The following is a 12,821-nucleotide window of genomic DNA, read 5'->3' as shown; positions in this document are numbered from 1 at the left end:
ACACCCCATTAAGGAGGGTTCATGAGCAGGCTCCGCCCCCGCCGCTCCTGGTCATTGCTGCTGGCAACCATGTTGGGTCTGGCCACCCTGGTCCCGCTCGCGCCGGTCGCATCCGCCGCGCCCGGTAGCTACTACCTCAGTGTGAACGGACAGTCCCAGCAGAAGTCCAACTGGTGCTGGGCCGCTACCGGTAACAGCATCGCGGCCTTCTACGGCAAGAACTACTCGCAGAACCAGTTCTGCAACTACGCGTTCGGCAACAGCCCGAACGTCACCTGCCCGAACAACCAGGCCACGCTGGGCAACGACCAGCGGGCGTTCAGCGCGATCGGGATCAGCTCCGGCAGCTACGTCTCGCAGACACTGAGCTTCAGCACCCTGGTCACCGAGATCGCCGCCGGCCGGCCGGTGATGACGCGGATCGGCTGGACCTCGGGTGGCGGGCACATGATGGACATCATCGGCTACGACGCGTCCGACTCGACCATCAAGTACTACAACCCGTGGCCGGACGACCCGCGGTACAACTACTCGACGTACAACTGGTACCGGTCCAACTCGCAGTTCACCTGGACGCACTCGCTCTACCGGATCGGAGCCTGAGATGGGCGGCTTCAAGCAGTTCCTGTTCCGCGCGGCCGCCGTAATGACTGCTGGTCTCGGTTTCACGCTGACCACCGCCGCCGTCGCGCACGCCGCCGGCCCGCAGCCGGTGCCCGCGAGCGAGTTGTCCAAGGCAACCAGCGCGGCCGGTTCGCCGACCGCCCTCGGCCTGCTCTCCAAGGCCGCACCGGCGGCTGCCAAGGCAGCGACAAAGCTCGCCGACACCCGGCCCGTCTACGCCCTCAACCCGGCCTTCGTCCGCGACGCCTCCGCACCGGTGGCAACCTTCTGGTACGCCGCCACCACCGCGACCCGCGGTACCGAGCGCCTGACGGTCTACACGGCTCCCGATGCCAAGGGCACGTGGCAACCGGTCAACGTGGCAACCGGTGACACCGAGGCCCGCATGTTCACCGCAGCCCGCGGTGGCCTCGTCTTCACCGAACCGCAGATCGGTGCCTGGTACGCCCTCACCGGCGACCGGATCCGCCCGCTCAACCAGTCCGCCACTCAGTCCATCGGCACCGCGCCCATCACGGTCGCCGCCTACCAGGAGCTGGTCGCCACCCGGTACGCCGACAAACTCCCCGGCAGCGCCTACTCCGACAACGGCACAGCCGGCGGCTACGACACCACAGCCGCCGTCAGCACCACGAACCACAACCTCGCCGTCCCAGCCGCCGCAGCAGGCATCGCCCTCCTGGTGGCAACCGCCTTCGTGATCCGGCGTCGCCGTACCGCCTAACTCTCGACCCGCTCGATACGCGCCGGGACAGTCTTGTGCCAGGGACTGGCGAAGAACTTGTCCCGGCGGGTGTTCGAGGTCAAGGTGTTCAGCGGTACGCCGACGGTGCTGCCGTCGTACGCGAGTCCCATGCCGTTCGGCAGCGAGATGTGGCCGGGCTGCATGATCTCGTTCACCTCCACCGCTGTCCGGGCCGAACCGGTTTCGGTGACGATCCGTACGACGTCTCCGGTCGCGATCCCGAGCGCGGTCGCGTCGGCAGGACAGAGCCGGAGCGCGCCTTGTTGATCGCGGCGGCGCCAGTCGGGGTTGCGGATGATCACGTTGGCGGTGAAGGACCGACGTTCGCCGGCGGACAGGATGAACGGGAACTCCGCGCTGGTGTAGTTCGGCTCGATGTCGTTGATGGCGGCCAGTTCCGCGAGCAGGACCGGGATCGCGGCGTGGATCTTGCGGTCCGGATGCTGCAGGTAGTTCCAGGCATCGTCGTACTCGTCGTCGGCGAACAGCACGCCGCTGCGTTCGGTGCGGAACGCCTCGAACAGTTGCTCGCCGAGGTCGAAGCCGCGCGCGGTGAACCCGGCTTTGGCGACGGCGTCGGGCTGGGCGATCGCGCAGAGGTGTGCCATGCCCCAGATCAGTGCCATCGGTTTCTCGCCGAGCGGGAGGGTTTCGCCGAGCGTGCGGTAGAGGATGTAGGGGACCAGACCGGCGAGCTCGGGATCGTTCTCGATCGCTGCGAAGAAGGCGAGGCCGAACGCCTTCCGGCTGACGCGAGCCGCAGCGGTGAGGTCGGCGATCAGGGTGCGGTCGACGACGCCGAGCCGGTCGATGACGTCGGCGTAGATCTCGGGCTCCGGCCGGGTGCCGGGCAGCGGATCCATCAGCGGTGCGCGGACCTGGAAGGTGTTGTGCGGGAAGTGCAGCGTGAACAGCGACGCTTCGTACTTCTCGAACTGGCTGGCCGCGGGCAGCACGTAGTCGGCACACCGAGCGGTCTCGGTCATCCCGACCTCGACTACGACGGACAGGTCCAGCTTCCGCATCGCTTCGCGGAAGCGCTCCGAGTCGGCCAGTGAATGCGCCGGGTTGGAGGCGTCGATCCACATCGCGCGCAGCCGGTCGGGGTGGTCGGTGAGGATCTCGTCGGCGATCGCGTTGCAAGGGACCAGCCCAGCAACGATGTTCGTGCCGGTGACCGGTGTGGTGCCGTTCGAGTCCGGGCGGCCGAGCTTGTCGGCGACACGACGGGCGGACGGTACGGCGACCGCTTCGAAGAAGGCCTGGAGTGCCGCCTCGGCGATGAGTCCGGTGACCGCCCGCGGCGCCTTGGCGAAGGTACGACGCAACGGCCTCGCGCCCCGGCGCATCGCCGTACGGCCGATTGCTCGGCGTACTCGGAGTGCGCGCGGCGGACCGTCGGCGCGAGGGACCGGATGCCAGCGACCGGCGATCGGGAAGACCCAGGAGTGGATGTGCATGCCGCCGGGTTTGGCGAAGTTGCCGGTGAGGATCCACAGCATCTTGTTCAGATACGAGACCAGAGTGCTGTTCGGCGCCTGCTGGATACCGAGATCCTCGTACGTCGCGGCGCTGTCCGCGGCGGCGATCCGGCGAGCCGCCGTACGGATGAGGTCTGCGGGTACGCCGCAGCGCCGGGCATAGTCGGCGATGTCGATCCCGCGCAGCGCGTCGAGGACCTCGTCGATGCCGACGGTGTGTTCGGCGAGCCAGGCCTTGGCAGTTAGGTCCTCCTGGACGAGCGTCGCGGCGAGTGCGGACACGCACCAGGCATCAGTGCCGGGCTTGGTCTGCAGATGGATGTCAGCGAGTGCCGCGGTCTCGCTGACGCGCGGGTCGATGACGATGAGCGCCCGGTTCGGGTCGCGGGCGAGTTCCTTGAGGACCGGTCGGGTCCTGACCAAGCCGTGGGACTGCCACGGGTTCTTGCCGATGAAGACCGCGACCTCGGTCTTCTCGAAGTCGCCCGAGGTGTGGTTGCCGTAGAGCTGCCGATCGACCCAGCCCTCGCCGATCTTCTCCTGCGCCAGCGCGTTGGACATGTACTCGCCGCCGACCGCGTGGAAGAGCGCGCGGCCGTACGCCCCACCGAGGTGATTCCCCTGCCCGCCTCCGCCGTAGTAGAAGAACTTGTCGCCGCCATACGTGTCCCGTACGGCGGCCAGCCGCGCGGCGATCTCGTCCAGCGCCGTGTCCCAGCTGATCTCTTCGTAGCTGCCGTCCGGACGCCGACGCAGGGGAGTGTCGAGGCGATGCGGGTCGCTCTGGTACTTGTCGAGCCGCAGCGGCTTCTCGCAGGTGTAGCCGGCCGAGGCGGGATGATCCTTGTCGCCGCGGATCTTCACCAGCTGCCGATCCGCCACCTGCACCTCCAGCCCGCAGTTGCTCTCGCACAGGATGCAGGCCGTCCTTGCCCAGTCAGAAGTCATCGCGCGCACTCCGTCAGTTGTGGCTACTTCCCAGTAACTATGGTCTCTGACATACTGCTCAGTCAAGGAGGGCGGTGGAGTGAGTAAACCGGGTGAGACCAGGCAGCGGATGCTGATGAGCACGGTCACGCTGCTGCGTGAGCGCGGGGCGCGTGGGACGAGCATCGACGCCGTCCTGGCGCACAGCGGGGCTCCGCGCGGGTCGGTGTACCACCACTTCCCAGGTGGGCGGGCGGAACTGGTGACGACCGCAGTCCGGCAGGCCGGCGACTTCATTGGGTCGGTGTTCGACGCGGTCGCGGACAGTGGTGACATCCGGGGCGGGCTGGAGCTGTTCGCACAGTTCTGGAAACAGGCGCTGGTGGACTCGGACTTCACGGCGGGCTGTCCGGTCGTCGCACTCACGGTGGACGGGCATGACGACGTACCGGGGGCCGGTGTCACCGTGGCGGAGGTCTTTGCTCGGTGGCACGACGCGAGTGTCCGGTTGCTCGAACAGCACGGTTATGAACCGGCGCGCGCCCAACGGCTGGCCACGCTGAGCGTCGCGGCGATCGAAGGCGCGGTCATCCTGTGCCAGGCCAGGCGCAGCGCCGACCCACTCGACGAGGTTCTCGTCGAACTACTGGCGATCCTGGACTGACATGCCAACCGTTGCCGAGTGCATGATCACCATCCCGAAGACCCTGCCGCTCGACACCACCGTCGAAGCCGTGCACGCAGCCTTCGAGGACACTCACGTTCACCTGCTCCTCTTGGTTGCCGACGGCATCCTGCACGGCACCCTTCTCCGCGCCGACGTCGCCACCGCTGCTGCCGGCACCCCTGCCTTGTCGCTGGCGACTCTCACCGACCGCACTATCGCGCCGCACGAATCCATCACCACAGCCCAGGAACGCCTTGCCGGGTTGGGGCAACGACGCCTGGCGGTCGTGGACTCCAGTGGCCGGCTGCTGGGACTGCTCTGCCTCAAGCGCGATCACACCGGCTTCTGCACCGACGCAGGCGTCGCCGCCCGAGCGCGTGAAAGCGATCACTCGGTCAGGTGATCGATGACGAACTCGCACCAGGATCTGGTCGCTACTGGGGTCGTGGTCCGGTGGGTCCCGGGAAAGGCGATCAGTTGCTTGTCCGAGGACCCCAGGCGATCGAACAACTCGAGTTGCCCGGCACGAGGGAAGAGTTCGTCGTCCCACTGCACGTGGAACAGGACTGGTACGTCGATCAGCGGAGCGTCCCGGGCGACTCGCGCCGCCGCGTCGATCGGGGCGGAGGTCAGGGGCGACTGTCGTAGTCCGTACTTGCCGAGCACTGCACAACGCAGCCGCTGACCTGCATTCGCTGCGTAGGGCAGTCCTAGACGAGTCCCCATCGACAGCCCAAGATAGGCGACCCGGCTGCCGTCGATCACATCCAGCGTGCTGAGTGTGTCCACGGTCGCGCTCCAGTCGTCCACCATGCCGTCGGTGACCGCGTCGACTCCCGCCATCGTCGCGTGTCTGTGTCGGTCTCGGCGTTGCTGGTCCTCGGGCCGGCGGTCGCCGTGGAACGGGCCGTCGATGGAAGCAACCGCCATGGACCATTCGCCGGCGAACCACCGGCCCAGATCCAGTTGCCGCGCGCCGCGCTTGTGCCCGCTGCCGCCGTGCCCCAGGAGCACGAGTGGGTGCGGATAGGAAAGGCCTGCTGGCAGCCACAAGATGCCCGGGACGACGTAGCCTTCCCGTACGAGGTTGAACCGTCGCTCGGTGACACCGCCGTCGGTGATCGGTTCGCCGATCCACTGCAGCACGTTCATCTGTCCTCCTTGGGAACGCGGTGGGTGCCGGTGGGGTTGACGTGGAGTACGAAGCCGTGGGGTGTTGTCCATTCGATCGTCTTGGGGTCGATTCGGCGTACCTTCCATCCGGGGGCGTGGGTCTTTACCCGGTGTCCGTAGCGGCTCAGCGGTATGAGGTTCTGGGTGTTGGTTTGGCCTGGTGGGCCGAGGGGGTTGTAGGGCTGGATGTGGTCGAGGTCGATGTTGTTGGTGGTTTCGCGGGTGCCGTAGGGGAACAGTTCGGTGGGGTGGGTGAGTTTGACGTGTTCGCGGATCTGGTTGGTGGTTTCGTAGGCGTCGGAGCTGATTGCTTTGTTGAGGTCGATGACTGGTTTGACGAGGTAGGGGCCGTGGCCGACGAGTTCGGTGAGCTGGGTGGCCAGTAGTGGCCCGATGTCTTCTGCGCGCAGGACTCCGGTGCCGGTGGTGAGGGTGTGGTCGGTGAGGTGTACGTAGATCTCGGTCTTGCCTGGGCGTGCCGGGGTGGGCCGGTCACCTGGCGGGCGGGCGTGGGCGTCGCGCTTGATCTGGGCCAGCCGGGCTGCGAGAGCATGCAGCTCGTCTGGGGTCATTGACTCGCCCGCGTCGGACACGCCGCCGCTGGCTCTGTCGAACGGCTCGGCTGTCCGGTCGTCACAGTGATCGAGAGGATCAGGGAGATCGCTCTCGCCTGGATGGGGCGCTTCACGATCGGCTTCGTCATCGGGGCCGGGCTCGTTGTCGGGGCCGGTCTCGTTGTCCGGGCCGGAGGTGACGTGGCGACCGGGATCCGGGCTCACACCGCTTGCCCGGTCAGCCGGCATCCCGTTGCCCGCAGCAACATTGCGGGGCGACCCTGCCGGGTCAGAGATGGCGGCAGACGCGGGCTCGGAGTCAGGCGCGGGAGTGGGGTCGATCGCAGATGCGCGGGCGGGTGTAGACGTGGGAGCGGGCGTGGACGCAGACGCCGTGGTGGGTGCAGACGCGGGTGTGGGTGCAGACGCGCGTGTGGGTGATGGCCCGGCAGCAAACGCTGGATTGGATGCGGGCGCGGGGCCGACAGCAGATGCAGGGGCGGGGTCCGACGCGGGAGTGGGGTCCGGCGCGGGACGGGAGTCAGGTGCGGGTGTGGGGTTCGGGGTGGGGGTGTTGTGTTGGTGTTGTTGGGCTTGGGCGATGAGTTCGTTGGTGTAGGCGGTGTCGGGCATGATGCCTACTGCTTCTGCGCGGCGGGCTTGGATGCTGCGCTTGTCGCCTTGGGCGAGCAGGGCGTCGGCGATCTCGTCGATCTTTGCCTTGTGCCGCCGGACCGCCGCTGAGGCGGCCTTGATCACGCAGGTCTTGGTGCCGTGCTCGTCGGACTGGCCGACCCAGACGCCGCGCTCGCGGGTCTTCTCGTCGGCTTCGGCTTTCGCCTGGGCGGGGTCGGCGTGCATCTTGGCGGCCTTGATGATCTTGGCCAGCCGGGTCGGCGAGATGGTGTCCAGCAGGTGGGCGACGCGCTGGTCGACGTACAGCGCGGCTTCCAGGGACAGCTTCTCGCAGTCGCGGGCGAGGTTGCGTGCCTTCCACGCCGTGATGTCCTCGGCCAGCACCCGGGCCCAGACGAACGGGAACCGGTGTCGCAAGGCCAGCGCGTTCGCGAGATAGTCCCGTGCCACTCCCGGAGACACCCCCAGCACCGCGCCGTACTCAGCGATGCAGAACTCCATGACCGGCGGACAGCCCTCACCACCCAGCACGACTGCACGCTCGCGCCCGTCACTCGCACGACGCCCCGGGCGATCCGGCGATGCGTCGGGGTGGAAACGATCGGCGTACGCGACAGCATGAACGAGGGACCGCGCGGCCGACCGGTACTCGGCCGCGCGCTCCTCGGCGGCCGACTCCAGCAAGTCGGCCGTCGAAAGCGTGGACAGCTCCTCCTCGAACATGTGTTCTAATATAGTCACAGAACGGTAACGAGGCAAATCCGCCTTGCAGACAAGAGAAAACGGGCATGGGGGGTAGCATCCCAGGGTGGCGCTGGCGTTGGTGGAACCGAGTGTCGACCTGTACGACGCTTGGTGGGAAGCCCATGAGGAATGGGGCCCGGGGCTTCACGAGGACGGATTCGGGGTGGCGGCGACGGACGACGTCGACTCGCCTGACGGGTTCGTCGCGTGGGTCGCGCGGTTGCAGGCATCCAGTGGGACCTGCCGGTGGATCGTCGAGGACGGGCGAGTGCTGGGCGGGATCGCCTTGCGGCATGAGCTGAATGAGCGGACCGGGCATATCGGGTATGGCATCCGGCCGTCGGCGCGCGGGCGCGGGCTGGCGACTTGGGCGCTCGGGGAGATTCTGAACGAGGCGCGGGCTCGTGGGATGGCGCGGGTGCTGCTTGTCTGTGTTGACGACAACGAGGCTTCAGCACGGACCATCGAGCGCAACGGTGGCGTGCTGGAGGAGGTCCGGGGGCCAGTGCGGCGGTATTGGATCGAGCTACCAGCGGCGGGGGAGTTTGGGGTTCTGGCAAAGGAAGGCGCCGACGGTTAGCTCGAGCGCGGGGTAGGCGCCCCAGAGGTCTGTTCGGCGGACGGGGATGATGTGCCAGCCGATGCGTGCGAGATCGGTACGGCGGGTCGCGTCGCGAATCTCCTGGCGATTCGACGAGTGCCAGGCGTCGCTGTCGTACTCCAACCCGAGCCGCCGGCCGTCGACCGGGTGGTCGGGGTAGCCGAGGTCGAGCCGGTACCGGTCGACCGGAACCTGCAGCTCAGGCCGCGGAAACCCCGCGTCGAACAGCCGAAGCCGCAACCACGACTCACCCGGCGAAGCCGCCCGCCCATCCGCCAGCCGCAACAGCAGCGCCGCCTGTGAGGAGCTGTCGGCGGCGAAGTAGGCAGGTGCCGCGGCCTGCAGCTCGTCGTGCGTGACCACCTGGGTGTGCAGGAGCGCATCGAGCGCCGACAACGCAAACGGCCGCGGCAGCCGCTGCGCCAACTCGATGGCGGTTGCGGCGGGCGAGGTGACCCGCAGCCCGCGCACTTCGATGCTGGGGCGGTCGTCGTAGGTCCACCGTGGCCGGATCGTGGGTTCCGGCCCGAGTGCGGTGGTGCCGATGCCGTGCAACCAGGCAGCAGCGTCGCCGATGATCACCGCACCCGCAGGTACGACGAGGCTCAGCGCTTCCGCGCGCAGATCAGGGGAGTCTGGCACCCGGGGATCGACGTACACACCGTGAATGAGCTGACGGATGTCGCCGCGCCCCAGGAGCCAGCGCAGTTTGCGGCCTACCTGGTGTGCGCGGAAGGGCAGGCCACAGAAGAAGTAGGGAGAATCGGCTGGCAGCATCCCAGCAGCATGACCCAAGATGGCGTCGGCGTGCTTTGAGTTATCCACAGGGGGAGCGATGGTGCGGAGTTTGACGCAGGGCGAGGCTGCTGCGCGGTCGGGGTTGCTGACTGTTGAGCGGTACGACGTGGCTGTGGATCTGACCGAGTTGCCGGATGGGACCAGCGTGCGCACGGAGTCGACGGTGAGGTTCACGTGTCGGGAGCCGGGTGCGGTGAGCTTCGTGGACTGTGTGGCTGAGGTGGAGAGCGCCGTACTGAACGGAGTGCCGTTGGGGGCGGCGGTGGATGGGCGGATCGAGCTTCCGGGGTTGCTGGCTGACAACGTGCTGACGGTGGTGGCGCGGGCGAGTACGGACGCGGCTCAGGGATTCAGCCGGGCGGTGGATCCGGCCGACGGCTCGGTGTATGCCTATACGGACTTCGAGCCGGACTACGCTCGTTATGCCTGGGCCTGCTTCGACCAGCCGGACCTCAAGGCTCCTTGGGCGTTCACGGTGACCGCACCGGCCGGCTGGATGGTGCTGAGCAACAGCAAGAGTGAGCAGGACGGCGAGCGCTGGACGTTCCCCGCGACGCCGCCGCTGTCGGCGTACAACACCGTGATCAACGCTGGGCCGTACTACGAGATCCGCCGTGACGGCGCCGGGCACGACCTTGGTCTGTTCGCGCGGCATTCGCTGAAAGACATTCTCGAGCGCGACGCGGACGAGCTGTTCACGCTGACCACGCAGGGGCTCGAGTTCTTCGCCGAGCAGTTCGGGATGCCGTTCCCGCAGCACAAGTACGACCAGGTCTTCACGCCCGAGTTCCCCGGTGCGATGGAGAACTTCGGCTGTGTCACCTGGATGGACTGGTTCCTGCGCCGCAGTACGCCGACCCGCGCGGAATGGGATCAGTTCAGCCGCTACCTCCTGCACGAGCTCGCGCACATGTGGTTCGGCAACGTGGTGACGATGCGCTGGTGGGACGACCTCTGGCTGAACGAGGCGTTCGCGGAGTTCGCCAGCAACTGGGCGGCGGTCCGGGCGACGTCGTACCAGGATGCCTGGACGACGCACCTGGTCACTGAACGGCTGAAGGCGTACTACGTCGACCAGGGGCCGACCACTCATCCGATCCGGCAGGCGGTGCCGGACGTGGCGGCGGCGGAGGCGACGTTCGACGCGATCACCTACCCCAAGGGCGCGGCGGCGCTGCAGCAGCTGATGACGTACGTCGGGGAGTCCGCCTTCGCCAAGGGGCTCACGAACTACTTCGCCAAGCATGCCTGGGGAAACAGCACGCTGCAGGACCTGATGGATGCGCTGGCGGCGGCGAGTGGCCGGGACCTGGATCGCTGGCGGGAAGGCTGGCTGGACACTGCGGGCACCGATCGCCTCACGCTCGAAGGTGACGTGCTGGTGGCGACCGGCCTGCCGCGCCCGCATGTGCTCGGCATCGGCGCTTACTCACGACAAGGCGCGATGCTCGAGCGGATCCAGCTCGTCGAGGTCGAGGCTGACGGTGAACGTACCCAGCTTGACCTGCCCGCCGCCGACTTCTACCTGGTGAACGACGACGAACTGACCTTCGCCTCGACGCGACCGGACCCGTCCGCGCGGGACACCTTCTACGCCGACGCGGCTCGCCTCCCGAGCGCGCTCTCGCGCGGCGTCGCGGTCAGCACGGCCTGGGACATGCTGCTGAACGGCGAGGCTTCGGCGACCGAGGTCGTGGACTGCCTGACCGCGGTACTCGCGGTCGAGACGTCCGCATCGGTGGTCGAGCCGTTCCTCAACCTCGCTGTCGAGGCCGCGACCCTGTGGAGCACACCCGATGAGCAGCCGGCCTTGGCGAAGCGAATCGCCGCTACCTGTCGTGCGCTGGGCCCCGAGTTCCGCAAGCCGGCGCTCCGCAGCTTCGCCCGTACGGCGGTCGATGCCGAGCAGGTCGAGTGGTTGCAGAGCGAAGCCGGCGAGGACGTCGATCTGCAATGGCGCGCGCTCGTCCGCAAGGCGCAGCTCGGCGTACCGGTCGCTACCGAGGCGGATGCGTTGCTGGCCAAGGATCCGGACCCCGAGGCATGGGTCAGCCGGCTTCAGGTCCAGGCGGCGACTCCCGACGCCGCGGAGAAGGCCGCGGCCTGGCACCGCATCGTGACCGAACGCGCCGTACCGCTCGCTTCCGCGTATCAGGTCGCGACGCCGTTCTGGAGTGCGGGTCAGGACGATCTACTCAAGCCGTACGCCGAGCGGTACCTGGAGCTCGTCCCGACCTTCCACGAGGGCGGTGGGGTGGCCGCGACGGCCTACACCAGGGCACTCTTCCCGCTGTACGGCGTCGGTCGTGCCTACGTCGACCGGGCGGAAGCGCTGGCGGCGCAATCCGGCCCGGTGGTCCGGACGAACCTGCTGGACCGCAGCGACCGGTTGCGCCGGATGCTGCGGTCCCGCGGGGTCAGCTGAATTCGGTCAGGGCGTTCTGGGCCTGGGTGAGCCATTCGCGGCGGGCCTCGATGGCTTCGCGGGCCTCGTTGGCCTTGCGGGTGTTGCCCTGGGCCTCGTGCTTGGCGGCCTGCTTCTCGAGGTCGGCGATCAGGGACTGCAGCTGCTTGACGGTGGCTTCGGCGCGGGCGCGGGCCTCCGGGTTGCTCTTGTTCCAGACCTCGTCCTCGGCGGACTTCACGGCCTGCTCGACAGCCCGCAGGCGGGCATCGATGGCGCGCATGGAGTCGCGCGGGACCTTGCCGATCGCGTCCCAGCGGTCGAGCAGGTCGCGGAGCTGGTCGCGGGCAGTCTTGGCGTCCTCGACCGGGAGGATCGCCTCGATCTCGACCAGCAGGGCCTCTTTGGCCTGCTGGTTCTGGATCTGCTCGGCGTTCTCCTCGGCCTGGATCGCGTCGCGGGCGCCGAAGAACGTGTCCTGGGCGGCCCGGAAGCGGGCCCAGAGCTTGTCGTCGACCTCGCGCGGCGCGGGGCCTGCTGCCTTCCACTGACGCATCAGCTCGCGGAAGCGGCCGGAGGTCGGGCCCCAGTCGGTGTTCGCCGACAGGGTCTCGGCCTCGGCGGCGAGGCGCTCCTTGACGGTCGCGGCCTCCTCGCGCTTGGAAGACAGCTCGGCGAAGTGCTGCTTGCGGTGCCGCGTGTACGTCGTCCGTGCCGACGAGAAGCGGTGCCAGAGCTCGTCGTCGCTGGCCTTGTCGAGCCGGGGCAGGGCCTTCCATTCGTCGAGCAGCTCGCGCAGGCGGGTGACGCCGTGCCGCCAGTCGGTGCCGGCGGCGATCGTCTCGGCCTCGGTGGCGATCTTGGTCTTGGCCGAGCGTGCCTCCTCGACCTTCGCGGCGCGTTCGGCCTTGCGCTTCTCGCGCTGGACGGCGAGCAACGGGGTGAGCGCCTCGAGCCGGGCCTTCAGCCCGTCCAGGTCGCCGACCGCCTGGGCGTCCTCGAGCGAGCTGTTGACCTTCTTCACCGCCGCCCGGGCGTCGTCCGGGGACACGGTGCCCGCCTGGACGCGCTGCTCCAGCAGCTCCACCTCGAACGCCAAGGCGTCGTACCGGCGGGTGTAGAAGGCGAGTGCCTCCTCCGGCTTCGCGTCCGGCCACTGGCCGACCGCCCGTTCCCCGTCTTTCGTCTTCACGAAGACGGTCCCGTCCTCGGCTACCCGGCCCCAGCTCTCTCCGGCCACAACTCGCCCCTTCCGGCGGTATGTACTGCGCTCGTGCCCATTCTGGTCGGCCCCTGGTTCAACCGCGTGGACAGGGCCCGTCCGGGCGCGTCGGGACCTGATCCCGGCGCTTATCCCTGAACAATCACAAACCTTCGGCCGTCACGCAATGCTGTTGCCTAACAATCCGGTTCGAAGTCGGTATCCGGGCACCGGTAGCCTTGGGTGGTCCAGCTGTGATTTGAGGA

The 12,821-nt window shown here is 68.1% G+C and carries 11 protein-coding genes; 6 read left to right on the top strand and 5 right to left on the bottom strand.

From position 1 onward, the window contains the following. Window positions 1-21 precede the first annotated feature (21 nt). Both ABD231_RS06420 and ABD231_RS06415 read left to right on the top strand, forming a co-directional pair. Window positions 22-603, top strand: a complete 582-nt coding sequence (locus tag ABD231_RS06420) for a papain-like cysteine protease family protein (RefSeq protein ID WP_344146481.1) — start codon at window positions 22-24, stop codon at window positions 601-603. A gap of 1 nt (window position 604) precedes the next feature. Then, on the top strand, window positions 605-1,348 hold the full coding sequence (locus ABD231_RS06415) for a hypothetical protein (RefSeq protein WP_344146479.1): 744 nt from the start codon (window positions 605-607) through the stop codon (window positions 1,346-1,348). On the opposite strand, the gene ABD231_RS06410 is transcribed toward ABD231_RS06415, so the two are convergent. Then, window positions 1,345-3,798: a molybdopterin-dependent oxidoreductase gene (locus tag ABD231_RS06410; protein ID WP_344146477.1), complete on the bottom strand. Its 2,454-nt coding sequence runs from the start codon at window positions 3,796-3,798 to the stop codon at window positions 1,345-1,347. The two genes, ABD231_RS06415 and ABD231_RS06410, sit on opposite strands and share 4 nt — an antisense overlap. 79 nt (window positions 3,799-3,877) lie before the next feature. Between ABD231_RS06410 and ABD231_RS06405 the strand changes: the two genes are divergently transcribed. Next, window positions 3,878-4,441 carry a TetR/AcrR family transcriptional regulator gene (locus tag ABD231_RS06405; RefSeq protein WP_344146474.1) on the top strand — a complete coding sequence of 188 codons (564 nt, stop codon included), beginning with the start codon at window positions 3,878-3,880 and terminating at the stop codon, window positions 4,439-4,441. A 1-nt stretch (window position 4,442) separates the two neighbouring features. Further along, the gene (locus ABD231_RS06400) at window positions 4,443-4,847 is read left to right on the top strand and encodes a CBS domain-containing protein (protein WP_344146471.1); all 405 of its coding nucleotides are present in this window, start codon (window positions 4,443-4,445) and stop codon (window positions 4,845-4,847) included. On the opposite strand, the gene ABD231_RS06395 is transcribed toward ABD231_RS06400, so the two are convergent. After that, window positions 4,832-5,596 carry a dienelactone hydrolase family protein gene (locus ABD231_RS06395; protein WP_344146468.1) on the bottom strand — a complete coding sequence of 255 codons (765 nt, stop codon included), beginning with the start codon at window positions 5,594-5,596 and terminating at the stop codon, window positions 4,832-4,834. The two genes, ABD231_RS06400 and ABD231_RS06395, sit on opposite strands and share 16 nt — an antisense overlap. Further along, on the bottom strand, window positions 5,593-7,530 hold the full coding sequence (locus tag ABD231_RS06390; protein ID WP_344146465.1) for a hypothetical protein: 1,938 nt from the start codon (window positions 7,528-7,530) through the stop codon (window positions 5,593-5,595). Before ABD231_RS06390 ends, ABD231_RS06395 begins: the two co-directional genes overlap by 4 nt. Before the next feature lie 85 nt (window positions 7,531-7,615). Between ABD231_RS06390 and ABD231_RS06385 the strand changes: the two genes are divergently transcribed. Then, on the top strand, window positions 7,616-8,131 hold the full coding sequence (locus ABD231_RS06385) for a GNAT family N-acetyltransferase (RefSeq protein WP_344146462.1): 516 nt from the start codon (window positions 7,616-7,618) through the stop codon (window positions 8,129-8,131). On the opposite strand, the gene ABD231_RS06380 is transcribed toward ABD231_RS06385, so the two are convergent. Then, the gene (locus ABD231_RS06380) at window positions 8,078-8,929 is read right to left on the bottom strand and encodes a hypothetical protein (RefSeq protein ID WP_344146459.1); all 852 of its coding nucleotides are present in this window, start codon (window positions 8,927-8,929) and stop codon (window positions 8,078-8,080) included. The two genes, ABD231_RS06385 and ABD231_RS06380, sit on opposite strands and share 54 nt — an antisense overlap. 58 nt (window positions 8,930-8,987) lie before the next feature. Here ABD231_RS06380 and pepN point away from each other — a divergent pair, with 58 nt between their 5' ends. Then, window positions 8,988-11,375, top strand: a complete 2,388-nt coding sequence (gene pepN / locus ABD231_RS06375) for an aminopeptidase N (RefSeq protein ID WP_344146456.1) — start codon at window positions 8,988-8,990, stop codon at window positions 11,373-11,375. Here pepN and ABD231_RS06370 read toward each other — a convergent pair. Further along, window positions 11,368-12,594 (bottom strand): DUF349 domain-containing protein, encoded by a 1,227-nt coding sequence (locus ABD231_RS06370; RefSeq protein ID WP_344146453.1) that lies wholly within the window; start codon window positions 12,592-12,594, stop codon window positions 11,368-11,370. The two genes, pepN and ABD231_RS06370, sit on opposite strands and share 8 nt — an antisense overlap. Between the last annotated feature and the right edge of the window lie 227 nt (window positions 12,595-12,821).

Source organism: Kribbella yunnanensis (genome assembly GCF_039529655.1).
Lineage (GTDB): Bacteria > Actinomycetota > Actinomycetes > Propionibacteriales > Kribbellaceae > Kribbella > Kribbella yunnanensis.
The sequence above is the reverse complement of the archived record's forward strand: the minus strand, read 5'-3'. Positions and strand labels throughout refer to the sequence as shown.